At 47.6% G+C, this 26,292-nt stretch carries 43 protein-coding genes and 1 pseudogene (1 of these 44 only partly in view); 1 reads left to right on the top strand and 43 read right to left on the bottom strand.

Features of this window, described 5'->3' with window-relative positions; all coding sequences use genetic code 11:
* Nucleotides 1-614: the 5' portion of an Mrp/NBP35 family ATP-binding protein gene (locus EXW93_RS00540; protein WP_023466657.1), read on the bottom strand. Its footprint begins 418 nt before the window's first position; 614 of the gene's 1,032 nt are visible here — the first part of the coding sequence; its start codon is at nucleotides 612-614; its stop codon lies off the left edge, out of view.
* A 144-nt stretch (nucleotides 615-758) separates the two neighbouring features.
* Nucleotides 759-1,409 (bottom strand): M15 family metallopeptidase, encoded by a 651-nt coding sequence (locus tag EXW93_RS00535; protein WP_055966774.1) that lies wholly within the window; start codon nucleotides 1,407-1,409, stop codon nucleotides 759-761.
* Nucleotides 1,410-1,505: 96 nt separating this feature from the next.
* Between EXW93_RS00535 and EXW93_RS00530 the strand changes: the two genes are divergently transcribed.
* Nucleotides 1,506-1,793, top strand: coding sequence for a hypothetical protein (locus tag EXW93_RS00530; RefSeq protein ID WP_174315880.1), 288 nt, complete (start codon nucleotides 1,506-1,508; stop codon nucleotides 1,791-1,793).
* A gap of 93 nt (nucleotides 1,794-1,886) precedes the next feature.
* Here the strand turns inward: EXW93_RS00530 and rpsI are convergent, their stop codons facing one another.
* The 41 genes and pseudogenes from rpsI to EXW93_RS00325 form a co-directional block, all read right to left on the bottom strand.
* Nucleotides 1,887-2,279, bottom strand: coding sequence for a 30S ribosomal protein S9 (gene rpsI, locus EXW93_RS00525; protein WP_023466655.1), 393 nt, complete (start codon nucleotides 2,277-2,279; stop codon nucleotides 1,887-1,889).
* A 24-nt stretch (nucleotides 2,280-2,303) separates the two neighbouring features.
* Nucleotides 2,304-2,741: a 50S ribosomal protein L13 gene (gene rplM / locus EXW93_RS00520; RefSeq protein ID WP_023466654.1), complete on the bottom strand. Its 438-nt coding sequence runs from the start codon at nucleotides 2,739-2,741 to the stop codon at nucleotides 2,304-2,306.
* Between the two features lie 168 nt (nucleotides 2,742-2,909).
* A complete protein-coding gene (truA, locus tag EXW93_RS00515; RefSeq protein WP_174315879.1) occupies nucleotides 2,910-3,644 on the bottom strand; it encodes a tRNA pseudouridine(38-40) synthase TruA in 735 nt (244 codons plus the stop codon).
* Nucleotides 3,644-4,434, bottom strand: a pseudogene (locus EXW93_RS00510) (energy-coupling factor transporter transmembrane component T family protein). Before EXW93_RS00510 ends, truA begins: the two are co-directional and overlap by 1 nt.
* A complete protein-coding gene (locus tag EXW93_RS00505) occupies nucleotides 4,431-5,285 on the bottom strand; it encodes an energy-coupling factor transporter ATPase (protein ID WP_174315878.1) in 855 nt (284 codons plus the stop codon). Before EXW93_RS00505 ends, EXW93_RS00510 begins: the two are co-directional and overlap by 4 nt.
* Nucleotides 5,273-6,103, bottom strand: a complete 831-nt coding sequence (locus tag EXW93_RS00500) for an energy-coupling factor ABC transporter ATP-binding protein (RefSeq protein WP_174315877.1) — start codon at nucleotides 6,101-6,103, stop codon at nucleotides 5,273-5,275. Before EXW93_RS00500 ends, EXW93_RS00505 begins: the two co-directional genes overlap by 13 nt.
* Before the next feature lie 98 nt (nucleotides 6,104-6,201).
* Complete coding sequence (gene rplQ, locus EXW93_RS00495; protein ID WP_023466649.1) at nucleotides 6,202-6,573, bottom strand: 50S ribosomal protein L17; 372 nt, start codon at nucleotides 6,571-6,573, stop codon at nucleotides 6,202-6,204.
* Between the two features lie 33 nt (nucleotides 6,574-6,606).
* On the bottom strand, nucleotides 6,607-7,551 hold the full coding sequence (locus EXW93_RS00490) for a DNA-directed RNA polymerase subunit alpha (RefSeq protein ID WP_023466648.1): 945 nt from the start codon (nucleotides 7,549-7,551) through the stop codon (nucleotides 6,607-6,609).
* Nucleotides 7,552-7,688: 137 nt separating this feature from the next.
* Nucleotides 7,689-8,084, bottom strand: coding sequence for a 30S ribosomal protein S11 (gene rpsK, locus EXW93_RS00485; protein WP_023466647.1), 396 nt, complete (start codon nucleotides 8,082-8,084; stop codon nucleotides 7,689-7,691).
* A gap of 16 nt (nucleotides 8,085-8,100) precedes the next feature.
* A complete protein-coding gene (gene rpsM, locus EXW93_RS00480; protein WP_023466646.1) occupies nucleotides 8,101-8,466 on the bottom strand; it encodes a 30S ribosomal protein S13 in 366 nt (121 codons plus the stop codon).
* 20 nt (nucleotides 8,467-8,486) lie between these two features.
* Nucleotides 8,487-8,600 (bottom strand): 50S ribosomal protein L36, encoded by a 114-nt coding sequence (gene rpmJ / locus EXW93_RS00475; RefSeq protein WP_003156543.1) that lies wholly within the window; start codon nucleotides 8,598-8,600, stop codon nucleotides 8,487-8,489.
* A 33-nt stretch (nucleotides 8,601-8,633) separates the two neighbouring features.
* Nucleotides 8,634-8,852 (bottom strand): translation initiation factor IF-1, encoded by a 219-nt coding sequence (infA, locus tag EXW93_RS00470; protein ID WP_012369032.1) that lies wholly within the window; start codon nucleotides 8,850-8,852, stop codon nucleotides 8,634-8,636.
* A 149-nt stretch (nucleotides 8,853-9,001) separates the two neighbouring features.
* A complete protein-coding gene (gene map / locus EXW93_RS00465) occupies nucleotides 9,002-9,754 on the bottom strand; it encodes a type I methionyl aminopeptidase (RefSeq protein ID WP_023466644.1) in 753 nt (250 codons plus the stop codon).
* Entirely contained in the window at nucleotides 9,754-10,401 is a 648-nt protein-coding gene (locus tag EXW93_RS00460; protein WP_174315876.1) for an adenylate kinase, read from the bottom strand. The genes map and EXW93_RS00460 overlap by 1 nt, the downstream gene beginning before the upstream one ends.
* A gap of 71 nt (nucleotides 10,402-10,472) precedes the next feature.
* A complete protein-coding gene (gene secY, locus EXW93_RS00455) occupies nucleotides 10,473-11,762 on the bottom strand; it encodes a preprotein translocase subunit SecY (RefSeq protein ID WP_023466642.1) in 1,290 nt (429 codons plus the stop codon).
* Complete coding sequence (gene rplO / locus EXW93_RS00450) at nucleotides 11,762-12,202, bottom strand: 50S ribosomal protein L15 (protein ID WP_035399353.1); 441 nt, start codon at nucleotides 12,200-12,202, stop codon at nucleotides 11,762-11,764. Before rplO ends, secY begins: the two co-directional genes overlap by 1 nt.
* Before the next feature lie 35 nt (nucleotides 12,203-12,237).
* Nucleotides 12,238-12,423 carry a 50S ribosomal protein L30 gene (gene rpmD / locus EXW93_RS00445; protein ID WP_023466640.1) on the bottom strand — a complete coding sequence of 62 codons (186 nt, stop codon included), beginning with the start codon at nucleotides 12,421-12,423 and terminating at the stop codon, nucleotides 12,238-12,240.
* Nucleotides 12,424-12,441: 18 nt separating this feature from the next.
* The gene (gene rpsE / locus EXW93_RS00440; RefSeq protein WP_023466639.1) at nucleotides 12,442-12,942 is read right to left on the bottom strand and encodes a 30S ribosomal protein S5; all 501 of its coding nucleotides are present in this window, start codon (nucleotides 12,940-12,942) and stop codon (nucleotides 12,442-12,444) included.
* Nucleotides 12,943-12,964: 22 nt separating this feature from the next.
* Nucleotides 12,965-13,315: a 50S ribosomal protein L18 gene (rplR, locus tag EXW93_RS00435; RefSeq protein ID WP_023466638.1), complete on the bottom strand. Its 351-nt coding sequence runs from the start codon at nucleotides 13,313-13,315 to the stop codon at nucleotides 12,965-12,967.
* 37 nt (nucleotides 13,316-13,352) lie between these two features.
* A complete protein-coding gene (gene rplF, locus EXW93_RS00430) occupies nucleotides 13,353-13,889 on the bottom strand; it encodes a 50S ribosomal protein L6 (protein ID WP_023466637.1) in 537 nt (178 codons plus the stop codon).
* Between the two features lie 31 nt (nucleotides 13,890-13,920).
* The gene (gene rpsH, locus EXW93_RS00425) at nucleotides 13,921-14,319 is read right to left on the bottom strand and encodes a 30S ribosomal protein S8 (RefSeq protein WP_012369023.1); all 399 of its coding nucleotides are present in this window, start codon (nucleotides 14,317-14,319) and stop codon (nucleotides 13,921-13,923) included.
* 31 nt (nucleotides 14,320-14,350) lie between these two features.
* Entirely contained in the window at nucleotides 14,351-14,620 is a 270-nt protein-coding gene (rpsN, locus tag EXW93_RS00420) for a 30S ribosomal protein S14 (RefSeq protein ID WP_023466636.1), read from the bottom strand.
* Between the two features lie 14 nt (nucleotides 14,621-14,634).
* A complete protein-coding gene (gene rplE, locus EXW93_RS00415; RefSeq protein ID WP_023466635.1) occupies nucleotides 14,635-15,174 on the bottom strand; it encodes a 50S ribosomal protein L5 in 540 nt (179 codons plus the stop codon).
* Nucleotides 15,175-15,205: 31 nt separating this feature from the next.
* Nucleotides 15,206-15,517: a 50S ribosomal protein L24 gene (rplX, locus tag EXW93_RS00410; protein ID WP_012369020.1), complete on the bottom strand. Its 312-nt coding sequence runs from the start codon at nucleotides 15,515-15,517 to the stop codon at nucleotides 15,206-15,208.
* 34 nt (nucleotides 15,518-15,551) lie between these two features.
* Complete coding sequence (gene rplN / locus EXW93_RS00405) at nucleotides 15,552-15,920, bottom strand: 50S ribosomal protein L14 (RefSeq protein ID WP_012369019.1); 369 nt, start codon at nucleotides 15,918-15,920, stop codon at nucleotides 15,552-15,554.
* A gap of 48 nt (nucleotides 15,921-15,968) precedes the next feature.
* The gene (gene rpsQ, locus EXW93_RS00400; RefSeq protein ID WP_023466634.1) at nucleotides 15,969-16,232 is read right to left on the bottom strand and encodes a 30S ribosomal protein S17; all 264 of its coding nucleotides are present in this window, start codon (nucleotides 16,230-16,232) and stop codon (nucleotides 15,969-15,971) included.
* Between the two features lie 31 nt (nucleotides 16,233-16,263).
* Nucleotides 16,264-16,467, bottom strand: a complete 204-nt coding sequence (gene rpmC, locus EXW93_RS00395; protein WP_012369017.1) for a 50S ribosomal protein L29 — start codon at nucleotides 16,465-16,467, stop codon at nucleotides 16,264-16,266.
* A complete protein-coding gene (rplP, locus tag EXW93_RS00390) occupies nucleotides 16,454-16,891 on the bottom strand; it encodes a 50S ribosomal protein L16 (protein ID WP_012369016.1) in 438 nt (145 codons plus the stop codon). Before rplP ends, rpmC begins: the two co-directional genes overlap by 14 nt.
* Before the next feature lie 33 nt (nucleotides 16,892-16,924).
* Entirely contained in the window at nucleotides 16,925-17,581 is a 657-nt protein-coding gene (gene rpsC / locus EXW93_RS00385) for a 30S ribosomal protein S3 (RefSeq protein WP_023466633.1), read from the bottom strand.
* Between the two features lie 12 nt (nucleotides 17,582-17,593).
* Entirely contained in the window at nucleotides 17,594-17,926 is a 333-nt protein-coding gene (rplV, locus tag EXW93_RS00380; RefSeq protein ID WP_012369014.1) for a 50S ribosomal protein L22, read from the bottom strand.
* Between the two features lie 20 nt (nucleotides 17,927-17,946).
* Nucleotides 17,947-18,225: a 30S ribosomal protein S19 gene (rpsS, locus tag EXW93_RS00375; RefSeq protein ID WP_012369013.1), complete on the bottom strand. Its 279-nt coding sequence runs from the start codon at nucleotides 18,223-18,225 to the stop codon at nucleotides 17,947-17,949.
* Nucleotides 18,226-18,288: 63 nt separating this feature from the next.
* A complete protein-coding gene (gene rplB / locus EXW93_RS00370) occupies nucleotides 18,289-19,119 on the bottom strand; it encodes a 50S ribosomal protein L2 (protein WP_023466632.1) in 831 nt (276 codons plus the stop codon).
* Nucleotides 19,120-19,151: 32 nt separating this feature from the next.
* On the bottom strand, nucleotides 19,152-19,436 hold the full coding sequence (gene rplW / locus EXW93_RS00365) for a 50S ribosomal protein L23 (RefSeq protein WP_023466631.1): 285 nt from the start codon (nucleotides 19,434-19,436) through the stop codon (nucleotides 19,152-19,154).
* Nucleotides 19,436-20,059, bottom strand: coding sequence for a 50S ribosomal protein L4 (gene rplD, locus EXW93_RS00360; protein ID WP_023466630.1), 624 nt, complete (start codon nucleotides 20,057-20,059; stop codon nucleotides 19,436-19,438). The genes rplW and rplD overlap by 1 nt, the downstream gene beginning before the upstream one ends.
* 29 nt (nucleotides 20,060-20,088) lie before the next feature.
* Nucleotides 20,089-20,715 carry a 50S ribosomal protein L3 gene (gene rplC / locus EXW93_RS00355; RefSeq protein WP_023466629.1) on the bottom strand — a complete coding sequence of 209 codons (627 nt, stop codon included), beginning with the start codon at nucleotides 20,713-20,715 and terminating at the stop codon, nucleotides 20,089-20,091.
* Between the two features lie 68 nt (nucleotides 20,716-20,783).
* Entirely contained in the window at nucleotides 20,784-21,092 is a 309-nt protein-coding gene (rpsJ, locus tag EXW93_RS00350) for a 30S ribosomal protein S10 (protein ID WP_029343090.1), read from the bottom strand.
* 316 nt (nucleotides 21,093-21,408) lie between these two features.
* Nucleotides 21,409-22,596, bottom strand: coding sequence for an elongation factor Tu (gene tuf / locus EXW93_RS00345; protein ID WP_023466627.1), 1,188 nt, complete (start codon nucleotides 22,594-22,596; stop codon nucleotides 21,409-21,411).
* 117 nt (nucleotides 22,597-22,713) lie between these two features.
* Nucleotides 22,714-24,792: an elongation factor G gene (gene fusA, locus EXW93_RS00340; RefSeq protein ID WP_023466625.1), complete on the bottom strand. Its 2,079-nt coding sequence runs from the start codon at nucleotides 24,790-24,792 to the stop codon at nucleotides 22,714-22,716.
* Between the two features lie 124 nt (nucleotides 24,793-24,916).
* Nucleotides 24,917-25,387, bottom strand: a complete 471-nt coding sequence (gene rpsG, locus EXW93_RS00335) for a 30S ribosomal protein S7 (protein WP_023466623.1) — start codon at nucleotides 25,385-25,387, stop codon at nucleotides 24,917-24,919.
* A gap of 49 nt (nucleotides 25,388-25,436) precedes the next feature.
* The gene (gene rpsL, locus EXW93_RS00330; RefSeq protein WP_023466621.1) at nucleotides 25,437-25,856 is read right to left on the bottom strand and encodes a 30S ribosomal protein S12; all 420 of its coding nucleotides are present in this window, start codon (nucleotides 25,854-25,856) and stop codon (nucleotides 25,437-25,439) included.
* Between the two features lie 125 nt (nucleotides 25,857-25,981).
* Nucleotides 25,982-26,233 carry a ribosomal L7Ae/L30e/S12e/Gadd45 family protein gene (locus EXW93_RS00325; RefSeq protein WP_023466620.1) on the bottom strand — a complete coding sequence of 84 codons (252 nt, stop codon included), beginning with the start codon at nucleotides 26,231-26,233 and terminating at the stop codon, nucleotides 25,982-25,984.
* Nucleotides 26,234-26,292: the final 59 nt, after the last annotated feature.

The following is a 26,292-nucleotide window of genomic DNA, read 5'->3' as shown; positions in this document are numbered from 1 at the left end:
TCGCCCCATTCGACGTCTGCGAAGAAGTTATTGAGCATCTTCCCGAGCATTGGTCCCCGCCAGATGACTGGTGCATTATCTTCGACGAAGAAGCCCATTGAGATGACCTTGACGCCAAAGCGTTCTGGTGGAACGATTCGGTCGTTGACGACAGTCGGACGTGTTTCGATTCCCATCATGTCTGGAACACTAAAGCCGTAGATATCGGCATCAATCAACCCGACTTTCTTCCCTGCTCGTGCGAGGGCGACTGCTAGGTTAACAGAAACCGTTGATTTTCCGACGCCACCTTTACCAGAAGCGATCGCGATGAACGTCGTACCGGATTCTGGTTTGAGGATCGACGGTGTCGTCGCTGCTTGAATCCCGTGATCACCGAGTGCCTCAAAACGGAGTCCCACCGTCTTGAATCCTTTTTCTTTTAGTTCCTTGACGATTTGCTGTTGGAGCACAAGTTGCTCCCCAGAACCGGATTGTGCTAAAGCAATTTTCAGACTGACATAATCACCTTTAATCCGGACGTCACGAATGCCGTTCGTATCTGCAAGCGGGCGGTCAATCGTCGGATCGACGAGCGTTCCGACTACCTCGCGAATTTCTTGTTCATTCAACATAGTGCCTTCCCCCTGAAAACGTTCGATTTAATCCTTATTAGTATAACAAAAATAAGAGAGCGCTTGCACATTTCGACACCGGAAAGGATGACTTTTCCATGTCCAGTGTCGGTTTTCATCATTTCTCTCGATCATTCACTCGTTTTAGAACATTCGGTTCCATGTACGAGGACCCACGACACCATCGACATCAAGTCCTTGACGTGTTTGATAGGCACGCACCTTCTGAGCCGTCTCTGCATCAAAGCGCCGAGTCACGGTTGCTTTGACTGCACGTTGGATCCGTTCGATATCCCGCGGATTCATATTGGCTGCACCTTGATACAACGGACGACCTGGATACGGAACGATATCACGAGAGCGATTCGGCGTTTCTTCAGACACTCCTAGTAATTCAAAGTGTGGATAGTCCTTAAAGCTCGTCCAGTCCCCACCCCAAGAAAAGCCACGTCGTTTCATCGCAGCAACAATCTTTTGAAAGCTTTGGTCGTTTCGAAACAGCGCTTGTGTACCGTCTTTGGAATATTGAAAGAGGTCGACGGCAATGCCGCGGTTATGATTCGATTGTCCCCCGCGTGCATTCGTTACGATTGGTCCCGGTAGTGTCCGTCCCTGTGCGTACAACCGATTCTGTTCTGCGATGGATCGGTACCCTTGTGCGACGCCTACATAAATCCCTTGCGCATGCATCTCCCGGATGACCTCTTGCGTCCGTTTGGCGACTTCTCGCGACAGTCCCGAAGCATTCAACTTCCGATTCGCTCGCTCGAGTAACCAGTTGATCGATAATGCCATCTATGCTCACTCCCTTTGTCTCCTGTTCCCGAAAACAAAATCCGCTATACTTATGGAATGCAGAATGATTTTAACTCATATCAAAAGGAGCATCCTATGAAAAAACGCATCATTTGGACACTTGGCGTCACCTGTCTCTTACATCTTAGCTTCGTCCTGTATCTGACGCTGCAACCGACTGTCGCTACCGAGACGGAGTTACCGGACAATGCAACCGTCTTGAGTGAAGAAACCTCTTTTACGGGACATGTCGGTCAAGCGACGACACATACACCTATCCAATTCATACAATCTCTCTTTGTTTGGAGCATCCCGCTGACGATCGTCATCCTCTATCTTCTTCTGACGATATTGCACCGATTACGCTCCACTCCGTCGTCTTGACTTGAATCGCTGTTCTGACACTTCGTCAGGAGAGCGGTTTTTCAATGCACAAAAAAACCTCCCACCACAAGGGTGAGAGGGATTCGAAAAGAATTAACGTTTCGAGAATTGTGGTGCACGACGAGCTGCTTTAAGACCGTATTTTTTACGCTCTTTCATACGAGCATCACGAGTCAAGAAGCCTTTCGCTTTGAGTGCGCCGCGGAATTCTGGATCCGCTTGAAGAAGAGCACGTGAGATACCGTGACGGATAGCGCCTGCTTGACCAGTGAAGCCGCCGCCTTTGACCGTTACGATTACATCGTACTTGCCTTCTGTTTCTGTGATTACGAGTGGTTCTTTTGCAGTCATGATCAATGTCTCATAACCGAAGTATTCGCTGATATCGCGACCGTTAACTGTGACTTTACCGTCTCCAGCAACGAGGAAAACGCGCGCTGCCGCGTGTTTCCGGCGACCAGTGCCGTAGTAACGTACATCTGCCATCGTGTAGTTCCTCCTAAATTCGTATTAACCGCGAAGTTCGTAAACTTCTGGTTGTTGTGCTTCGTGCTTGTGTGCAGCTCCAGCGTAGACGTGGAGTTTGTTGAACATTTGACGACCGAGGCTACCTTTTGGAAGCATCCCTTTGATCGCGAGTTCAAGCATGCGCTCAGGTTTGTTAGCAAGCATATCGCGTGCAACAGTCTGCTTTAAGCCGCCTGGATGACCAGAGTGACGGTAGTAGACTTTTTTGTCGAGTTTGTTACCAGTTAAAACGATTTTCTCAACGTTGATGAGGATAACGTTATCCCCACAGTCAACGTGTGGTGTGAACGTAGGCTTGTGCTTACCACGGAGAAGTGATGAAACTTCGCTCGCAAGGCGACCGAGTGTTTTACCTTCAGCGTCGATAAGGAGCCATTTGCGTTCTACATCAGTAGCTTTCGCCATGAAAGTTGTGCGCATGTAAAATACCTCCTAAGGAATTAAAAGTTCTGTTTTTGATTTTTCATTTATTCACTAGGTGAATCTATCATAATCTTAGGTGTACGGGGCTAAGATTGTGGTTTCATAATAAATGAAATGCCAATAAACATTGTATGTTTTTTAATAGCCAATGTCAATTGCCTTTTTTCACTCCGGATAGAAAACTTCCCATAGATAGAGTCCATGGGGAGGCGCTGTCACGCCTGCGACGTTCCGGTCCTTTGCCAGCAACATTTTTTTAATGTCCTCTGGTGCAAAACGACCGCGTCCGACGTCAAGTAACGTCCCGACCATGATCCGGATTTGATTATAGAGAAAACCACTGCCCTGGAACCGAAAGACGAGTTCGTCATCGATCGTCATCAACTCTGCCTCGTAAATCGTCCGAACCCGGTTATCCGTTTCCGTCTTCGCGACACAGAACGAACTGAAGTCGTGCGTACCGACGAGATGTGCCATCCCTTGACGGATGCGCTCGAGATCGAGCGGATACGGGATATGAACCGACAGATTTCGACGAAACGCATTTTCTTCGCGGCGGACGAAATAGCGGTATTCCTTCCCTACGACATCGTAACGTGCTTCAAAGGTCGGTTCGACCTCCTCGCAGCTCCGGACACGAATATCCGCTGGTAAGAGCGTATTCAGTGCCTTAACGACGTTCTCCGGGGGAATCGCTAGTTCCGTATCAAAATGAATGACTTGTCCGTAGGCATGCACTCTCGCATCCGTCCGTCCCGACCCGATGACCTTGACGGGATGTTTGTGCATCCGCGCAAGTGTCGTTTCAATCACTTCTTGAATCGTCAATCCGTTTGGTTGCACCTGATACCCGGCGTAGCCGGTTCCGTCATATTGAATCGTACATTTTAAACGACGCATTACCCGATCCCTCGCAATCCTACTAAACTGATCGTCAGGAGGACAAGCAAGATGATCAGACCTGTATCCCGCATCGTCCACTTGGACTCCCGTAGACGTGTCCGTCCCTCTCCTCCACGGTACCCCCGCGCTTCCATCGCTATCGCAAGATCCTCTGCCCGCTTAAAGGCGGAGATGAACAATGGAATCAATAACGGAATGATCGCCCGTAAACGTTCCTTAATCGGTCCTGCCGATAAATCAACACCACGTGCTTGCTGTGCCTTCATGATTTTCTCCGTCTCCTCCGCTAAAGTTGGTAAGAACCGAAGCGAAATCGATAACATGAGCGCAATCTCATGCGTCGGGACACGAACGACCTTGAACGGCTTCAACAACAATTCAATCGCATCCGTCAGTTCGATCGGTGAGGTCGTCAGCGTGACGAGTGTCGTGATCGAGACGAGATAGAAGAAGCGTAATGAGACGATGATCGCGAGTCGCAGTCCTTCTTCATAGATCCGGAGCCAGCCGAACTCAAAGAGGACAGCCCCTTCGCGTGTGAAGAATAGCTGGATGACGAACGTAAAGACAATCAGGAAAAGAATCGGTCGCAGTCCCTTTAGAACATAACGAAGCGGTAAGCGACTACTCATGAGTGCTAAGAACGTAAAGACAAGTAAAAAATATTCGTTGCTGCGTTGTTCGCAAGAAAGACGAGCGGAATGAAGCAGAAAGCAAAGATGATCTTCGCGAGTGCCGACGACCGGTGCAAGTACGACTGACCGGGAATATGTTGTCCGACGATCATTCGCTCACCCCTTTCGTCATCAACCACTCGATCAATTCGGTCTCCGTCCGGATATCCGGTCGTTGCAATCCACGCCGATCAGCGACTGGCCAAGCAAGTGATAAGACGTGTGGGAGATCGAGGTGGAATTGCTCGAGCAATGTCTCTTCTTTAAACAGATCAAGTGGTAGCCCGTCAAACGCCACCTGAGCGTTTTCCATGACGATGACACGCTCGGCATACTCAAGCACCTGATCCATGTCGTGCGTGATCAGGAGCAACGTCATACCGGTCTCTGCATGGAGCCGGGCAAACAGACTCAGCATATGCTTGCGCCCTTGCGGATCGAGTCCTGCCGTCGGCTCATCGACGATCAACACGTCTGGTTGACTAGCGAGTACGCCGGCAATTGCAACACGCCTCATTTGCCCACCAGACAGGTCAAACGGCGAACGACTCCAAAAGACTTCATCGAGTCCGACAGTCCGTAATGCCTCTTTCGCTAATTGCTCAGCGGTCGCGGCGTCATGACCGAAGTTCATCGGACCGAACATAACATCCTTTAAGACCGTCTCTTCGAACAATTGATATTCCGGATATTGAAAAACAAGCCCGACGCGACGTCTTAATGGCTTGAGGTCCTGTTTTTTCTTCGGTTCGACGATGATGTCATCGACTTGTACCTTCCCCGCTGTCGGCTTGAGCAACCCATTGATGTGCTGCACGAGCGTCGATTTCCCGGATCCGGTGTGCCCTACAAACGCAACAAGCGCCCCTGACGGAATCTCAAGATTCACATCACGCAGCGCGACTCGTTCGAACGGACTATTGAGTTGATACGTATAATTTAATTCCTGGATTAAGATTGGCATAAACGGTTCACCAATTCTCTTTCATCTAGTATCGTCTCCTCGAGTGAGAGACCTTGCGCCCGTAAACGTTCTTGTACCCGAACAACGAATGGAACATCGAGTCCGATGTCTTCTAAGAACGATGCATGACGAAAGACTTCCTGAGGGGATCCTTCTAATACGATTTTCCCGGCATCCATGACGATGACACGACTAGCCCGTAATACTTCGTCTAATTCGTGTGTAATCGCGATGACCGCCATTGGGTGGGTCGCATGGAGTTCCTGAACGGTCGACATGACCTCTTGTCGTGCTAATGGATCAAGCATCGATGTAGCTTCATCGAGCACGAGAACATCAGGGCGCATCGCAAGCGCCGAAGCGATTGCGACACGCTGCTTCTGTCCGCCGGATAGTTGATGGGGTTCCCGATCAACAAAATCCGTAAGGCCAACGCGCGCTAGACTGTCGTCGATACGACGAACCATTTCCTCGCGTGGCATACCCCAGTTTTCTAGAGCAAATGCCACGTCGTCGCGCACGGTCGTGCCAACGAATTGATTGTCTGGATTTTGGAAGACGATGCCGATTGCTCGACGCATCTCCCACAGTTGTTCCGGATTCGCACTTGAAAAGCGCTCAGCAACCGTAACGGTCCCTGTCTCCGGTAACAACAGTCCATTAAACAATTTCGTCAGCGTTGATTTTCCAGAGCCGTTGTGACCAACGATGGCGACCCATTCACCCGAACGAATCGTCAGAGAGACTTCTTGTAGGGCTGCTTGCTCCTGTTCCGGATACCGATAGGTGACCTGTTCCAGTTCAATCAGCTTGTCCATGATCTCTCCTCCTTCATCAAATCAATACTTTCATTTTGTAGCAAAAGGGCAGAAGCGGGATACGCACTGCCCTTTTATGGCGAATCATTTAATGAGGATTAAACGAGTTCGATGATGACCATTTCTGCGCCGTCACCACGACGTGGTCCCATTTTCATGATGCGTGTGTAACCACCTTGACGCTCAGCAAAACGTGGAGCCACATCAGCGAATAATTTTTGGATCGCGTCTTGTGCTTTGCCCTCTGCGTTTTGACCAGCAGCTTCACGGCGAACGAACGATGCAACTTGACGACGAGCGTGGAGATCACCGCGTTTACCTAAAGTGATGAGTTTCTCTACGACTGGACGAAGTTCCTTCGCTTTTTGTTCTGTAGTTTGGATACGCTCATTGATGATGAGATCAGTCGCAAGGTCACGCAAAAGTGCCTTACGTTGTGAGCTTGTACGGCCTAATTTCGAGTATGCCATGGATGGATTCCCTCCTTCGTGCAATTAATAGTATTAGTCTTCTTTGCGCAAGCCTAGTCCGAGTTCGTCGAGTTTCGCTTGAACTTCCTCGAGTGATTTACGTCCGAGGTTACGGACTTTCATCATCTCGTCTTCGCTCTTGTTCGCGAGTTCTTGAACCGTGTTGATACCAGCGCGTTTCAAACAGTTGTACGAACGAACTGAGAGATCGAGTTCTTCGATCGTCATTTCGAGTACTTTTTCTTTTTGATCTTCTTCCTTTTCGACCATGATTTCAGCATGGAGCGCTTCGTCCGTAAGACCAACAAAGATGTTTAAGTGTTCTGTCATGATTTTCGCACCGAGTGACACTGCTTCTTCAGGGCGGATTGAACCGTCCGTCCAAACATCAAGCGTCAACTTATCGAAGCTCGCATCTTGACCGACACGTGTTTTTTCAACTTGATAATTTACACGTTGAATTGGCGTGTAAATCGAGTCGATTGGGATTACACCGATTGGCATATCGTCCCGTTTGTTATCTTCAGCCTGAACATACCCACGACCACGGCGTGCTGTCAGACGCATATGAAGTGATGCACCTTCTGCAAGCGTTGCGATGTGAAGTTCTGGGTTGAGGATTTCGACGTCGCTGTCATGCGTAATGTTCGCAGCAGTGACAACACCAGCGCCTTGAATATCGATCTCAAGCGTTTTCTCTTCTTCCGAGTACACTTTGAGGGCGAGTTTCTTAAGGTTCAAGATGATTTGGGTAACGTCTTCTACAACGCCATCAATCGTCGAGAACTCATGAAGAACGCCATCGATTTGGACTGCAGTGACTGCAGCACCCGGAAGTGAAGACAATAGGATACGACGCAATGAGTTACCAAGCGTTGTACCGAATCCACGCTCAAGCGGCTCAACTACGAATTTACCAAACGTAGCATTCTCGCTTAACTCGATCGTTTCAATCTTCGGTTTTTCGATTTCGATCATCTGAACCCCTCCTTGAATATCGTCATGTTGGCCATCGCGTTCAATCGCCAACCGCCTTGTGCACGTTTCTACTGCCTTGCTTGGTCAAACGATCAACAAAAGTCTACTCGAATCCCCGCTCTGCAGTACAAGACGGGTTACACGCGACGACGTTTTGGAGGGCGGCAACCGTTGTGTGGTACTGGAGTAACGTCACGGATTGCAGTAACTTCGAGACCGATCGCTTGAAGAGCACGGATAGCTGCTTCACGACCTGCACCAGGACCTTTAACGTTAACTTCTACAGTACGCATACCGTTATCCATTGCTGTTTTAGCAGCTGTTTCAGATGCCATTTGTGCAGCGAAAGGAGTCGATTTACGTGAGCCTTTGAAGCCCATGTTACCTGCAGTTGCCCAAGAGATTGCATTCCCTTGCATATCAGTGATCGTAACGATCGTGTTGTTGAATGTTGAACGGATATGCACGATACCAGATTCAATATTCTTTTTGACTTTACGTTTACTACGAACGTTCTGTTTGCGTTTTGCCATCTTAGTTTACCCTCCCTTACTTCTTCTTGTTCGCTACTGTACGGCGTGGGCCTTTACGAGTACGCGAGTTGTTTTTAGTGTTTTGACCACGAACTGGAAGACCACGACGGTGACGAACACCACGGTAGCAACCGATTTCGATCAAACGTTTGATGTTGAGTGAGATTTCACGACGAAGGTCACCCTCAACTTTGATTTTGTCTAAACCATCACGAAGTTGGTTCAATTGTTCCTCAGTCAAGTCGCGAGTACGAGTATCTTCAGAGATACCAGTTTCTTTCAAGACTTTTTGAGCAGTCGTTTTACCAACACCATAGATGTAAGTGAGTGAGATGACGATGCGTTTCTCACGTGGAATATCTACACCAGCAATACGTGCCATGTGTGCACCTCCTTGTTTAATTACCCTTGTTTTTGTTTATGCTTAGGGTTTTCGCAAATAACCATTACTTTGCCTTTACGGCGGATAACTTTACATTTTTCACAGATCGGTTTAACCGAAGGTCTTACTTTCATTGTGAATACCTCCTCCTGAAAAAATCGGAGTTTTTATTTGAAACGGTATGTGATCCGTCCGCGAGTCAAGTCGTATGGTGACAACTCAACCGTTACTTTATCTCCTGGCAAGATCCGAATGAAGTGCATCCGAATTTTTCCTGAGACGTGCGCGAGGACCGTGTGGCCGTTTTCTAACTCCACCTTAAACATCGCGTTTGGAAGCGGCTCGATAACCGTACCTTCCACTTCGATTACATCTTGTTTCGCCATCAATTATACCCCTTTCTCTATAAAGTTGATTGGGAGCCCAGACGATTTGTAGCGCTAGGGGCTTTCTACAAGAGCCATTGAGAGATCATCGGTCACAAACACGAGTGGATACTGGCTTATAGAAAGGTGACACCAATAACGCGCACAGCTCACTCTGCATCGACCGTTAAGATCTCGTAGCCGTCGTCTGTGATGGCGATGGTGTGCTCAAAGTGGGCGCACATGCTACCGTCCACCGTCACTACCGTCCAATTGTCGGATAGTGTGCGAACATAGCGTTTCCCGACATTGACCATTGGCTCAATTGCCAGTGTCATGCCGGTTTTCAGGCGCGGCCCTTTCCCCGGTGGTCCATAATGTGGAATTTGCGGATCTTCATGCAAATTTTGTCCCACGCCGTGGCCCACATATTCGCGGACTACAGAAAAATTCGCAGCTTCAACATGTGACTGAATCGCATGCGAAATATCTGTCAGGTGCACGCCAGCTTTGGCGCGCTCCAATCCTTTATACAGAGATTCTTCAGTTACGTCAAGTAACCGCTTCGTCTCTTCAGAGATTGTACCTACCGGATATGTCCAGGCTGAATCTCCGTGATACCCATTGTACTCTGCTCCGATGTCAATCGAGATGATGTCACCGTCCTGAAGTACACGATCTCCCGGAATACCATGGACAAGCTCTTCGTTCACGGAAGCACAGATGCTACCCGTGAAACCATTATACCCTTTAAACGATGGTGTTGCCCCTTGACTTCGAATATAGCGTTCAGCGATCGCGTCGAGTTGCCCCGTCGTGATACCTGGGCGAATGTGAGCTTGAAGCTCCTTATGCGTCCGGGCGACGATTTGTCCTGCTTTACGCATGATGTCGATTTCACGCGGCGCTTTCGTGATGATCATTACTGATCACCAAGGAGTGCCTGAACATCGGAATATACATCGTTGATTGGACGATCACCGTCCAAATTACGAAGATACCCTTTTTCTGCGTAAAAGTCAATCAAAGGTTGCGCTTGAGCGACGTTGACTTCCAAGCGACGACGTACTGTCTCCTCTTGGTCATCTTCACGTTGTACAAGTGCTGATCCGTCGATATCACAGATCCCCTCCACTTTTGGTGGGTTGTAGAGAACATGATACGTTGCTCCGCAAGTTGGGCAAATCCGGCGACCTGTCAAACGAGGGACAAGTTTCTCCGGGTCTACACCGATGTGGATGACGTGATCAATTTGTTTGCCCAGATCTTCAAGTAATGCTTCAAGAGCATCTGCTTGTTTCACTGTGCGTGGGAAACCGTCAAGGAGAAAACCATTTGCACAGTCTTCTTTGGCGAGACGCTCACGTACGATGCCGATTGTGACTTTGTCCGGAACGAGTTCCCCTTTATCCATGTATGATTTCGCTTCTTGTCCGAGTGGCGTTGAATCTTTGATCGCCGCGCGGAACATGTCGCCTGTCGAGATGTGGGGGATCGCATAGTCTTCGATGATTTTCGCAGCCTGCGTTCCTTTACCAGCACCCGGCAAACCCATCAATACTAGATTCATGTCGGTAGCCTCCACTTCTATAGCTCTATAGACACAACAGAAAGGAAAGGGATGGTCCCCTTCCTCCCGCCTTATCGGATAAAGCCTTTGTAGTGTCGTTTAACCAATTGACTTTCAATCTGTTTCATCGTCTCTAGTCCTACACCGATGACGATCAACAAGCTCGTTCCACCAATCTGCACCGAGTTCGGTAAGCCAGCAAACTTAATAAAGAATGTCGGCGTCACCGCGATGACAGCTAGGAAGAGTGAACCGAAGAATGTCAGACGATATAGAATCTTCGTGATATACTGCTCCGTTTGCTTACCAGGACGAATACCAGGAATGTATCCGCCTTGTTTTTGAAGGTTCTCTGCCATTTGTTCCGGGTTAACCTGAACGAATGTGTAGAAGTACGAGAACGCGATGATCAGTGCCACATAGATCGACATACCGATTGGACTCGTGTAGTCGAAAATGTCACGGATCTTCGTTGCCGTTTCCGGACTTGCAAAGAAACTCGCAATCGTTGGTGGCGTCACCATGAACGACACCGCGAAGATGACTGGAATAACACCGGCAGCGTTCAATTTGATCGGTAAGTGTGCCGATTGACCGCCAACTGGTGTCCGGTTCACCGTACGCTTAGCGTACTGAATCGGAATCTTACGTGCAGCTTGCTGTACATAGATGACTCCGACGATGACCGCGATGATGATTAAAAGCAAGAGTACGATATAAAGCACGTTTACAAACAAAGCATCCCCTGCATTTTGGAGCTTCGTTTCGTAAATCTGGCGGAATGCATTCGGGAAGCCCGCGACGATCCCAGCGAAGATGATCATTGATATCCCGTTACCAATGCCCTTCTCCGTGATGAGTTCACCGATGAACATCAAGAATGCTGTTCCCGCTGTCAATACGAGTGCAATCATAACGTATGTCCAGGTGCCGAACTGTTCGTCGACAAGACCTGGGTAGATACGGTTAAATCCAAGCGCGATTCCAAACGCTTGGACTAAGCCGAGTACGATCGTTCCATAGCGCGTTACCGTTGCTAACTTCTTACGGCCCGCCTCTCCTTGTTTTGCCCATTCGGCAAACTTTGGAACAACGTCCATCTGTAAGAGTTGGACAACGATCGAGGCCGTGATATACGGCATGATTCCCATCGCAAAGAGTGAGAAATTCTGCAAAGCATTCCCGCCGAACGAGTTCAAGAAACCAAGAATACCATTCTGGTCAATCTTGAACACTTCCGTGTTTACCATCGGCACCGGGATATGTGCTCCAATCCGGAACACGATAACCAATGCCAAGGTAAAGAGAATGCGCCGACGAATGTCAGCTACGCGCCACATATTGGAGATCGCTTGAAACATTAGATCACCTCAACCGTACCGCCGGCAGCTTCGATTGCTTGCTTCGCAGCGTCGGAGAACTTATGAGCTTTGACTGTTAGTTTCTTTTCGATCTTACCGTTAGAAAGAATTTTCACGCCGTCTTTCATGCCTTTGACTGCACGAGTCTCGACAAGAAGTTCTGGAGTGACTTCAGTTCCTTCTTCAAAACGGTTGAGTGTGTCAAGGTTAATGACCGCGAACTCTTTACGAGTTGGGTTGTTGAAGCCGCGTTTTGGTAAACGACGGTAAAGTGGGTTTTGTCCACCTTCGAAACCTGGACGAACACCACCGCCTGAACGAGCTTTTTGACCTTTGTGACCACGGCCAGAAGTCTTACCGTTACCAGAAGACATACCGCGACCTACACGGTTGCGTTCTGAACGTGAACCAGCAGCTGGTTTCAATTCATGGAGTTTCATAGTGGGGCACCTCCTCATAAAATTATATCGAACTATTACTCTTGAATTTCTTTTACTGTCACTAAGTGTGACACGTGGTTAATCATCCCACGCATAGCAGCGTTGTCAGGTACGACAACAGTCTGGTGCATCTTACGGAGACCAAGCGTACGAGTAGTAACGCGTTGGTTCTCCGGACGACCGATCATGCTGCGTGTGAGGGTAACTGCGAGTTTCGCCATCTGTTTTCCCTCCCTTTCTTAACCGCGAAGTTCTTCGACGGTTTTACCGCGGAGTTTCGCAACTTCTTCAGCACGTTTGAGTGATGTGAGACCTTCGACAGTCGCACGAACCATGTTGATTGGAGTGCTTGATCCAAGTGATTTTGAAAGAATGTCGTTGATTCCCGCTAATTCGAGAACCGCACGAACTGGACCACCAGCGATGACTCCAGTACCTTCAGAAGCAGGCTTCAAGAAGACGTGACCTGCACCGAATACACCGTTGACTTCGTGTGGAATTGTTGTGTTAACGATTGGAACGTTAACCATGTTTTTCTTAGCATCTTCGATTGCTTTACGGATCGCTTCAGGCACTTCCTGAGCTTTACCCGTACCGAAACCTACGTGACCATTCTTGTCACCAACGACGACGAGGGCAGCAAAACGGAAGCGACGGCCACCTTTTACTACTTTCGCGACGCGGTTTACGGTAACAACGCGTTCTTCGAGTTGATCCATGTTAATTTCTAACTGGCGCATGTAGAGGTTCCCTCCTTTTCTATTAGAATTTGAGACCAGCTTCACGAGCTGCTTCAGCTACAGCTTTGATACGTCCATGATAGAGATATCCTCCACGGTCGAAAACGACTGTTTCGATACCTTTTTCAAGAGCGCGCTCAGCTGCGAGCTTACCAACTGCTGCCGCAGCGTCAGTCGTGTTGCCTTTTTCAAGGTCGAGTGATGATGCAGATGCGAGTGTTGCATGTGTTGCATCGTCAATGACTTGTACGTAAATGTTCTTGTTCGAACGGAATACGTTCATACGTGGACGTGTTGCAGTCCCGATGATTGTACGACGGACACGACCATGACGTTTTTTACGCGTAGCGTTTTTATCTGCCTTTGAGATCATTTATGCCACTCCTTTCCGGTCAATTCGCATTCGCGAATTACTTACCTGTTTTACCTTCTTTACGACGAACGACTTCATCACTGTAACGAATACCTTTACCTTTGTACGGCTCAGGTTGACGGTACGAACGGATCAATGCAGCGACGTGACCAACACGTTCTTTGCTGATTCCGCGAACGATGAGTTGCGTATTCGTAGGAACTTCGACTTCGATGCCTTGTTCCGGAGTGTACTCGATTGGGTGTGAGTAACCGAGGTTGAGTACGATTTTGTTACCTTGCTTTTGTGCACGGTAACCAACACCTTGGATATCAAGTGTCTTAGCGAAACCGTTGCTAACACCTTCGACCATGTTCGCGATAAGCGCACGAGTCGTTCCGTGGATCGTACGGCTTGCTTTCTCGTCGTTCGGACGAGTGACAGTCAATTCATTACCTTCTACGTTGATCGCCATAGCTGGGCTGAACTCGCGTGAGAGTTCCCCTTTAGGACCTTTTACCGTAACCGTGTTGTTTTCAACTGTTACTGTAACGCCTGCTGGGATGACGACTGGCTTTTTACCAATACGTGACATTTAAGACACCTCCGTTCTTTTTATGCGTGTATTACCAGATGTATGCGATCACTTCGCCGCCGACTTTTTGTTGGCGAGCTTCTTTGTCAGTCATTACACCTTTAGATGTTGAAACGATAGCGATTCCGAGACCACCGAGTACTTTCGGGATTTCATCAGCTTTCGCGTAAACGCGAAGACCTGGTTTCGAGATACGTTTGAGTCCAGTGATAACGCGCTCGTTGCTTGCGCCGTATTTAAGGAATACGCGGAGCGTACCTTGTTTGCTGTCCTCGAGATATTCAACATCGCGGATGAAACCTTCACGTTTGAGGATTTCAGCGACTTCACGTTTGATTGTAGAAGCTGGCATTTCCAACTTCTCATGGCGAACCATGTTTGCATTACGAATGCGTGTAAGCATATCTGCAATCGGATCTGTCATAACCATGCGATGTACCTCCTTTCACAACTTTAATGAATTACCAGCTTGCTTTTTTAACACCAGGGATTTGACCTTTATGAGCAAGATCACGGAACTTAATACGGCTGATACCGAATTTACCAATGTAACCGTGTGGACGGCCAGTGATACTACAACGGTTGTGTAAACGAACCGCTGAAGAGTTACGTGGGAGTTTGCTCAAGCCGATGTAGTCGCCTTGTGCTTTCAATTCTGCGCGTTTTTCAGCGTAGCGCTCAACGAGTGCTTGACGTTTTACTTCACGTGCGATCATTGATTTCTTAGCCATGTTGTCGACCTCCCTTATTTTTGGAATGGCATGCCGAGTGCTGTGAGAAGCTCACGTGACTCTTCATCCGTGTTAGCAGTAGTTACGATAACGATGTCCATACCACGGACTTTCGATACGCGATCGTAGTCGATCTCTGGGAAGATCAATTGTTCCTTCACGCCTAGCGTGTAGTTACCACGGCCATCGAAAGATTTTTTCGATACGCCACGGAAGTCACGTACACGTGGAAGTGACACGTTGATCAACTTGTCGAGGAATTCGTACATGCGCTCGCCACGAAGTGTAACCTTCGCACCGATTGGCATACCTTCACGAAGTTTGAAACCAGCGATTGATTTCTTAGCTTTCGTGATGAGTGGCTTCTGACCAGTGAGGAGCTGAAGCTCTTCGACTGCCATGTCAAGTGCCTTAGAGTTCGTAACAGCGTCACCAACACCCATGTTGATTACGATTTTATCGACTTTCGGCGCTTGCATTACAGAACTGTAGTTGAATTTCTCCATCATTACTTTGACGATTTCGTCTTGGTATTTCGCTTTTAAACGGTTCATCAGAAAGTGGACCTCCTTTCTTTAAATCTTCTTATTTATCTAAAGCTTCGCCCGATTTTTTAGCGATACGTACTTTCTTGCCGTCAACCACAGTGAAACCAACGCGTGTTGGGTTACCTGTCTTAGGGTCGATGAGCATAACGTTCGATACGTGAATCGGTGCTTCTTTCTCGACAATTCCGCCTTGCGGGTTGAGTTGAGAAGGCTTTGAGTGTTTTTTGATCATGTTAACGCCTTCGACGATTACGCGATCTTTTTTAGGCATAGCTGTAAGGACAACGCCTTGTTTGCCTTTGTCTTTACCAGTCATAACCTGAACTTTATCACCTTTTTTGACATGCATCGTTAGAGCACCTCCTTGTAGGAATTCTTTGGAATTAAAGTACTTCCGGTGCCAACGAGACGATCTTCATGAAGTCTTTTTCACGAAGTTCGCGTGCGACTGGTCCGAAGATACGTGTGCCACGTGGGCTTTTGTCATCTTTGATGATGACTGCTGCGTTTTCGTCAAAACGGATGTACGAACCGTCTTTACGACGAACGCCACGTTTAGTACGAACGACTACTGCGCGTACAACTTCACCTTTTTTGACAACGCCACCTGGTGTTGCTTGTTTTACTGTACAAACAATAACGTCACCGATGTTAGCAGTTTTACGACCAGAACCACCGAGGACTTTGATCGTCAAGACTTCACGAGCTCCTGAGTTGTCTGCTACTTTTAAGCGAGATTCTTGTTGAATCATACGATTGTACCTCCCTCCGGATGTTTATTCACCCGAACTAATTAGAGTTTAGATGATTACTGCTTCTTCAATGACTTCTACGAGACGGAAACGTTTGTCCTTAGATAATGGACGTGTTTCTTGAATGCGTACAACATCACCGATTTTAGCTGTGTTGTTTTCATCATGCGCTTTGTACTTTTTAGAGTAGTTTACGCGTTTGCCGTAAAGCTTGTGCTTTACTTTTGTTTCAACTGTAACTACGATCGTTTTGTCCATTTTGTCAGAAACGACGCGTCCAGTTAACACTTTGCGGTTGTTAGTGCGTTCCATTGAGTGTTCCTCCTCTCAGAATCCGAGTGAATTATGCGTTGTTGATGCCGAGTTCGCGTTCACGAAGAACGGTTTTCGCGCGTGCAATCGACTTGCGCACTTCACGGATACGAGCAGGGTTCTCAAGCTGACCAGTCGCGAGTTGGAAACGAAGGTTGAACAACTCTTCTTTCCACGAACCGACTTTACCGTTAAGCTCTTCAGTTGTTTGCTGACGGAGATCAGTTGCTTTCATTCGTATCACCACCATTTTCTTCACGTTTTACGAACTTACATTTTACTGGAAGTTTGTGTGATGCAAGACGGAGAGCTTCGCGTGCGATCTCTTCCGATACTCCTGCGATTTCGAACATTACTTTACCCGGTTTGACGACTGCTACCCAGCCCTCCGGAGCACCTTTACCTGAACCCATTCGGACTTCAAGAGGTTTTTTAGTGTATGGCTTGTGTGGGAAGATCTTGATCCACACTTTACCACCACGTTTCATATAACGAGTCATCGCGATACGCGCTGATTCGATTTGACGGCTAGTGATCCAGCTAGCTTCTTGAGCTTGGATACCGAACTCGCCGAAGTGTACTGTAGTACCACGTTTCGCTTTACCACGCATGTTGCCGCGGTGAACACGACGATATTTTACACGTTTTGGTAACAACATGTTGTGTTGCCTCCTTCCCTAGACGGATGTGGATTATTCTTCGTTTGCTGCTGCTTTTTTCGTAGGAAGCACTTCACCGTGGTGGAGCCATACTTTTACGCCAATTTTGCCGTAAGTTGTATCAGCTTCTGCAGTACCGTAATCGATGTCTGCACGGAGTGTATGAAGTGGAACTGTTCCTTCCGAATACTTCTCAGAACGAGCGATATCAGCGCCACCAAGACGACCAGAAACTTCAGTCTTGATTCCTTTGATACCAGAACGCATTGAGCGTTGGATTGATTGCTTCATAGCACGACGGAACGATACGCGACCTTCAAGTTGGCGAGCGATGTTCTCAGCGACGAGCTTAGCAACTGCATCCGGGTTTTTCACTTCAACGACGTTAACGTGAACGCGTTTGCCTTTTGCAAGGTTAGTGATGTCTTTACGAAGTGTTTCGATTTCAGAACCGCCTTTACCGATAACCATACCAGGCTTAGCAGTGTGAAGTGAGATGTTCAAGCGGTTAGCTGCGCGCTCGATTTCTACTTTAGAGACACTAGCGTCTTTAAGACGTTTTTCGATATATTCACGAACTACGTAGTCTTCATGAAGGAGATCAGCATAGTCTTTATCTGCGAACCAACGTGATTCCCAGTCTTTGATGATACCTACGCGAAGACCAGTTGGGTTAATCTTCTGACCCACGGTAATCCCTCCTTATTTTTCAGATACCACGATGTGAACGTGGCTCGTACGTTTGTTGATGCGGCTTGCGCGACCCATTGCACGTGGGCGGAAACGTTTGAGCGTTGGACCTTCGTTTACGTAAGCCTCAGTGACTACGAGGTTTTCGATGTTCATGTCGAAGTTGTGCTCAGCGTTCGCGATTGCCGATTTCAATACTTTCTCAACGATTGGCGTTGCTGCCTTGTTCGTGTAAGCAAGAATCGAAAGTGCTTCGCCGATTTGCTTCCCGCGGATTAAGTCTACTACGAGACGTGCCTTACGAGGAGCAATGCGAACCATATTAGCCGATGCTTTTGATTGCATAATGAGTACCTCCCCTCAGATTAACGTTTCGTTTTCTTATCGTTTCCAGCATGTCCTTTGTAAGAACGTGTTGGAGCGAATTCACCAAGTTTGTGACCGACCATATCTTCTGTCACGTAAACCGGTACGTGTTTACGACCATCGTAGACAGCGATCGTGTGACCGATGAACTCTGGGAAGATTGTCGAGCGGCGTGACCAAGTTTTGATGACATGTTTGTCACCAGCTTCGTTGGCTTTATCAACCTTAGCGAGCAGATGGTGATCTGCGAATGGACCTTTTTTCAAGCTGCGACCCATAGTTGTACCTCCCTTTGGCATGATTTAGGAACGGTTCCTACGAACCGTCCAGAAATCATGTAATTATTTTTTAGAACGACGGACGATATATTTATCGCTCGCTTTGTTTTTCTTACGAGTTTTGTATCCGAGTGCCGGTTTACCCCAAGGAGTAAGTGGGCCCGAACGACCGATTGGAGCACGTCCTTCACCACCACCGTGTGGGTGATCGACTGGGTTCATGACAGAACCACGAACTGTAGGACGTTTTCCGAGCCAGCGTGAACGACCAGCTTTACCGATATTGACGAGCTCGTGCTCTTCATTACCGACAGCGCCGACTGTTGCACGGCAAGTAGCAAGGATCATACGAGTTTCGCCTGATTGAAGACGAACGATCGCGTATTTACCATCTTTACCGAGAAGCTGAGCAGAAGTACCAGCTGCGCGAACGAGCTGACCACCTTTACCTGGCTTAAGTTCGATGTTGTGGATCAACGTACCGACTGGGATGTTTGAAAGTGGAAGAGCATTACCGACTTTAATGTCAGCTTCTGGTCCAGCCATGACTTGCATGTCTACTTTCAAGCCTTTCGGTGCGAGGATGTAGCGTTTTTCACCATCGATGTAGTGGATCAATGCGATGTTAGCAGAGCGGTTTGGATCGTACTCAATTGTAGCGACACGACCAGCGATGCCATCCTTGTTCCGTTTGAAGTCGATGATACGATATTTACGTTTGTGTCCGCCACCTTGGTGACGTACTGTCAAGCGACCTTGGTTGTTACGTCCGCCCTTTTTCGAAAGCTTTTCAGTTAACGATTTTTCAGGACGTGAAGCCGTAATCTCAGCAAAGTCAAGTGCAGTCATATTACGACGACCGTTAGTGGTCGGTTTAAACTTTTTAATTCCCATCGAGAGTTCCCTCCTTTTCTACAGAGTTCCGATTAACCGAGGTAATCGAGTTCTTTGCTATCTGCAGTAAGCGTGACGACCGCTTTTTTGCGGCGTGCTGTGTAACCAGCGTGACGACCTACGCGTTTTGCTTTTGGTTTTGAGATCAATGTGTTGACTTTGTCAACTTTCACTCCGAAGATCGCTTCAACTGCATCTTTGATTTGAGTCTTAGATGCCTTCACGTCTACTTCGAATGTGTACTTTTTCTCAGCCATTTGGTTTACTGAACGTTCAGTAATGACAGGACGTTTGATAATGTCGTGTGTGTGTGCCATTATGCAAGCACCTCCTCTACTCTCGCAACAGCGTCCTTCGTAATGATGACTTTGTCATGAGCGACAAGATCAAGGACGTTTACACCTGCAGCGTCAACGACTGTGACACCTGGGATGTTGCGTGTTGAAAGAACGACTGACTCGTTGTAATCAGCAGTAACGACGAGAACTTTACGTTCGATTGAAAGAGCAGCGAATACTGCGATCATGTCCTTAGTTTTAGGAGCATCGATTGTCAATCCTTCAAGAACGATGAACTCGTTGTTAGCGACTTTCGAAGAAAGTGCTGAACGAAGTGCGAGACGACGAACCTTTTTAGGAAGTTTGTAAGCGTACGAACGTGGTGTTGGACCGAAGACTGTTCCACCGCCAACCCATTGTGGCGAACGGATCGAACCTTGGCGTGCACGACCAGTACCTTTTTGTTTCCATGGTTTACGGCCGCCACCGCGAACTTCCGAGCGACCTTTTGTATCATGTGTACCTTGGCGACGTGAAGCTTGTTGCATGACGATTGCATCGTATACGACTGCTTCATTTGGCTCGATTCCGAAAACGGCATCTGCGAGCTCGATGTCTCCAACTTGTGTACCTGTTTGGTTAAGCAAAGCTACTTTAGGCATTCGTTATTCCTCCTTTCCTTGCAAACGGATTAGTTGCCTTTAACCGCAGTTTTGATGACAACTTGGCTCTTACGTGCGCCTGGGATAGCACCCTTGACGAGGAGTAAGCCGCGTTCTGCATCAACTTTTACGATTTCAAGGTTTTGAACAGTGATTTGCTCTCCACCCATGCGTCCAGGGAGCAATTTCCCTTTGAATACACGGTTAGGAGCAACAGGACCCATTGAACCTGGGCGACGGTGGTAACGCGAACCGTGAGCCATTGGACCACGTGATTGGTTGTGACGCTTGATTGCACCAGCGAAACCTTTACCTTTCGACGTACCTGTTACATCAACCATTTCGCCTGCAGCGAAAGTATCTGCTTTAATCTCTTGACCGATTTCGAAATCTGCTACTGATGTACGGATTTCTTTAATGAAGCGCTTAGGTGTCGCGTTTGCTTTCGCAGCGTGACCTTTTTGCGGTTTGTTTTGACGACCTTCTTTGATATCACCAAAGCCGAGTTGAACTGCTTCGTAACCGTCAACTTCCGTTGTTTTCAATTGAAGAACAACGTTACCTTCGACTGAAACGACAGTAACAGGGACGACTTCGCCTGACTCGTTGAAGATTTGTGTCATACCGAGTTTAGTTCCTAAGATTCCTTTAGCCATGAGATACACCTCCTAATATTGAATGATTTTGATCTTCTGGCTAGTATCAACTATCTATAGAAGAAAAATTAAAGTTTGATTTCGATGTCAACGCCCGATGGAAGTTCGAGACGCATAAGCGCATCAACAGTTTTCGGTGTTGGGTTAACGATGTCGATCAAACGTTTGTGTGTACGCATTTCGAACTGCTCACGAGCATCTTTGTACTTGTGAACGGCACGAAGTACTGTGTAGACCGCTTTCTCCGTTGGGAGTGGGATCGGACCAGATACAGTAGCACCTGAACGTTTTGCTGTGTCGACAATCTTCTCAGCCGATTGATCAAGCACGCGGTGATCGTATGCTTTCAAACGGATCCGAATTTTTTCATTTGCCATGTTATTTCCCTCCTTTTCGCCTATTTCGTAAATAGACATTCTCCGCGGAAATTTCCACACTAGCCATGGCAATGCCGCCTGGTGTGTCATAACCTCCCGCTTCATCGCGTTGTGTTTGTGACCAACATATTCTATCATACTGAATCACCAGCAAGAATGCAAGCACTAATAAAATAGAATATGTATTCAAGTCTCTCACCACTCGCACAAACACTTTCCTCAGTATATAAGATGTCAGACCATGTTGCAAGACTGTTTTCAAAGAAATGAAAAAAGGTCTTCCGCCACGGGAGACGGAAGACCTTTGTCTTAAAAATTACTCAACGATTTCTGTAACTGATCCAGCGCCTACTGTACGGCCACCTTCACGGATTGAGAAACGAGTTTCTTTTTCAAGAGCGATTGGTGCGATGAGTTCAACAGTCATTTCGATGTTGTCCCCAGGCATAACCATTTCAGTACCTTCTGGAAGTTGAACCATACCAGTTACGTCAGTTGTACGGAAGTAGAACTGCGGGCGGTAGTTCGCGAAGAATGGCGTGTGACGGCCACCCTCTTCTTTAGAAAGAACGTAAACTTGCGCTTTGAACTTTTTGTGTGGTGTGATTGTGTTTGGTTTCGCGAGAACTTGTCCACGCTCGATGTCGTCACGTGATACACCACGGAGAAGAGCACCGATGTTGTCGCCAGCTTCAGCATAGTCAAGAAGCTTACGGAACATCTCTACACCAGTACATACTGATTTTTTAGTTTCTTCGTGAAGACCAACGATTTCGATCTCGTCGTTGACTTTAAGAACTCCACGCTCAACGCGGCCAGTAGCAACTGTACCACGACCAGTGATTGAGAAGACATCCTCAACTGGCATCATGAAGTCTTTTTCAGTGTCACGAGTTGGTTCTGGGATGTACTCATCGACAGCTGCCATGAGTTCCATGATTTTTTCTTCCCATTTAGCTTCGCCGTTAAGCGCGCCAAGAGCAGAACCTTGGATAACTGGGAGGTCATCACCTGGGAAGTCGTACTCAGAAAGAAGCTCACGGATTTCCATTTCGACGAGCTCAAGAAGCTCTTCGTCGTCAACCATGTCAACTTTGTTCATGAATACTACGATGAAAGGAACACCTACTTGACGTGAAAGCAAGATGTGCTCACGTGTTTGTGGCATTGGACCATCTGTTGCAGAAACAACGAGGATCGCGCCGTCCATTTGTGCAGCACCAGTGATCATGTTTTTAACATAGTCAGCGTGACCTGGGCAGTCAACGTGTGCATAGTGGCGTTTTTCTGTTTCGTACTCGATGTGAGCTGTTGCGATTGTGATACCGCGCTCGCGCTCTTCTGGAGCACCATCGATTTGGTCAAACTTAGTTGCAGCTTTACCTTGTGCTTTTGCAAGTACAGCTGAGATAGCTGCTGTTAAAGTTGTTTTACCGTGGTCGACGTGGCCGATTGTACCAACGTTAACGTGCGGTTTAGAACGGTCGAATTTTTCCTTACCCATTCTGAATTCCTCCTCTATGTGTCTAATAATTTTTTATAACTAGGAAGGTGAGTCGTAAGATAACGTACACCTTCCTTAGCTTACACTAATCATAAAAGCGTGACAACCTGTGAAGGATTAGCCGTTCGCTTTTTTGATGATTTCTTCCGCAACTGATTTCGGTACTTCTTCGTAGTGATCGAAGTGCATCGAGTACGTTCCGCGACCTTGTGTGCGTGAACGAAGACCAGTAGCGTATCCGAACATTTCAGAAAGTGGAATCATTGAACGGACAACTTGAGCGTTACCGCGTGCTTCCATACCTTCTACGCGACCACGGCGTGATGTAACATCACCCATGATGTCTCCCATGTATTCGTCTGGGATGACGATTTCAACTTTCATCATTGGCTCAAGGATAACAGCGCCGCTCTTATCTTTGAGTTGTTTGACTGCCATTGAAGCCGCAACTTTAAATGCCATCTCGTTTGAGTCGACATCGTGGTACGATCCGAAGACGAGTGAAGCTTTTACGTCAACGACCGGGTAACCAGCAAGGATACCGTTTTGAAGTGCTTCTTCGATTCCGTTCTCAACCGCTGGGATGTATTCACGTGGAACAACACCACCGACGATTTTGTTGTTGAACTCGAAGCCAGCGCCTTCTTCGTTCGGCTCGAATTCTACGACGACGTGACCATACTGACCACGACCACCAGATTGACGAGCGAACTTCGAATCGATCTTCGCCGCTTGGCGGATCGTTTCACGGTAAGCTACTTGTGGAGCACCAACGTTTGCTTCGACTTTGAACTCGCGACGCATACGGTCAACGATGATGTCGAGGTGAAGCTCACCCATACCTGAAATGATCGTTTGACCAGTCTCTGGGTTTGTTTCAGTGCGGAACGTTGGATCCTCTTCAGCAAGCTTAGCGAGGGCTTGACCCATTTTATCTTGGTCAGCTTTCGTTTTTGGTTCGATAGCGACCGAGATAACTGGTTCTGGGAATGTCATTGATTCGAGAACGACGTTGTCTTTCTCTGCACAAAGCGTATCTCCAGTAGTCGTATCTTTCAAACCTACAGCTGCAGCGATGTCACCCGCGTATACCATCGGGATCTCTTCACGGCTGTTTGCGTGCATTTGAAGGATACGTCCAAGACGCTCACGTTTGCCTTTTGTTGAGTTTTTAACGTACGATCCTGCCGAAGCTGTACCAGAGTACACACGGAAGAATGTCAATTTACCGACGTAAGGGTCAGTCATGACTTTGAACGCGAGTGCAGAGAATGGTGCTTCGTCCGAAGACTCACGCACGATTTCTTCATCCGTATCCATGTCGATACCTGAGATCGCTTTAACGTCGATTGGTGATGGGAGGTAATCGAGAACTGCGTCAAGCATAAGCTGAACACCTTTGTTCTTGAATGCCGAACCTACGAGTACAGGATAGAAGTCAACTGTCAGAGTTGCTTTACGGATAGCCGCTTTCAACTCGTCGATTGTGATTTCTTCACCCTCGAGGTATTTCATCATCAATTCTTCTTCGTAATCCGCAACTGCTTCGATCAATGATCCACGGAGTTCTTCAGCTTGATCAGCGAGATCAGCTGGGAAACCGTCAGTCACTTCGATGTCAGTTCCGAGATCGTTGCCGTACATGTATGTTTTCTGTTCGACGAGGTCGATGATTCCTTTGAATTCATCTTCCGCACCGATTGGAAGTTGGATCGCGTGTGCGTTCGCTTGGAGGCGTTCGCGAAGCGTTCCAACCGAGTACAAGAAGTCTGCACCGATTTTATCCATTTTGTTAACGAAAACGATACGTGGTACGCCGTAAGTTGTAGCTTGGCGCCATACTGTCTCAGTTTGTGGCTCAACACCAGACTGAGCGTCAAGTACTGCTACCGCACCATCAAGTACGCGAAGTGAACGTTCAACCTCAACTGTGAAGTCTACGTGTCCAGGTGTATCGATGATGTTTACGCGGTTACCTTTCCATTGAGCAGTTGTTGCTGCCGATGTAATCGTGATTCCACGCTCTTGCTCTTGCTCCATCCAGTCCATTTGTGAAGCACCTTCGTGCGTTTCACCAATCTTGTGGATACGACCCGTGTAATACAGGATACGCTCAGTCGTTGTTGTTTTACCAGCATCGATGTGAGCCATGATCCCGATGTTACGAGTGTTCTTAAGGGAGAATTCTCTTGCCATCTTTAAACATTCTCCTTTCGCATTTTAGTTTAGTGGTCGTGTGTTGCCACACGTCATGACTATACCCGAAAGCCACCTCATAATTCCATAAAAAATGGCATGCATGAGGTGGTGATTTTCGGAATTACCAGCGGTAGTGAGCAAACGCTTTGTTCGCTTCCGCCATTTTGTGCATATCTTCGCGCTTCTTAACAGAAGCACCAGTGTTGTTTGCAGCGTCCATGATTTCGTTAGCAAGGCGCGCATCCATAGTTTTTTCGTTACGGAGACGTGAGTAGTTCACGAGGTAACGAAGTGCGAGTGTCGTACGACGCTCTGGGCGAACTTCGACAGGAACTTGATAGTTAGCTCCACCTACACGGCGTGCTTTAACTTCAAGAACTGGCATGATGTTGTTCATCGCTTCTTCAAAGACTTCCATTGCATCGCGACCTGAACGTTCAGCGATAGTTTCGAAAGCTTTGTATAAGATTTGTTGAGCAGTACCTTTTTTACCATCTAACATAAGACGGTTGATAAGGCGGGTAACGAGTTTAGAGTTGTAGATCGGATCAGCCATTACATCACGACGTTCTGCTTGACCTTTACGTGGCATTCCGAGTCCCTCCTTTCATATAGTGAGGTGATATCTTAAGATATCTAGATTATTTTTTAACTTTAGGACGTTTAGTACCGTATTTCGAACGACCTTGCATACGGCCGTCAACACCAGCTGTATCAAGCGCACCACGAACGATGTGGTAACGTACCCCTGGTAAGTCTTTTACACGGCCGCCGCGGATAAGAACAACACTGTGCTCTTGAAGGTTGTGGCCGATACCTGGGATGTAAGCTGTTACTTCCATTGTGTTCGTCAAACGTACACGTGCGTATTTACGAAGAGCCGAGTTCGGTTTCTTCGGAGTCATTGTACCTACACGAGTACAAACACCACGTTTTTGTGGTGAGCTGATGTCAGTACGAGCTTTAATGAAGCTGTTGTACCCTTTGTTCAGCGCTGGCGAATCTGATTTCACAACTTTTGATTGACGTCCTTTACGGACTAATTGGTTGATAGTAGGCATCTTTGAGATCCTCCCTTCCTGAATTCATGACAAATTTCAAAACCACCGAGCCGGGTGGTTCATCGAAAGTCATAATGAAACGTTTTGCGTGGCTCAGGCATTCCATCGCCACACAAAACGCATTATCAAACTTTCTTAATGGCAACAGCGGTTGCTGCGACATCGATTCCACAAGCTTTTCCAAGCTCTTGCTTAGAAGGAACATTCACGACTGGAACGTTAGCTTGTTTCGCCGCATCGAGCAATGCTTGTTTTACGTGTTCATCTGCGTCATCCGCAATGATCACTTCCGACGCCTTGCCAGATCGCAATGCTTTGAGCGTTTGCTTTTGACCGACAAACTTCAAATCTGCGCCGACTACTTTTTTGTAAGACATGAAGATATCCTCCAAAATAACACAGCCGGTTGGCAACACTATATCATAGTAGCACCGCC

It is taken from the genome of Exiguobacterium sp. JMULE1 (assembly GCF_013337175.1).
GTDB lineage: Bacteria > Bacillota > Bacilli > Exiguobacteriales > Exiguobacteriaceae > Exiguobacterium_A > Exiguobacterium_A indicum.
This window is presented reverse-complemented; position numbering and strand designations above follow the sequence as displayed.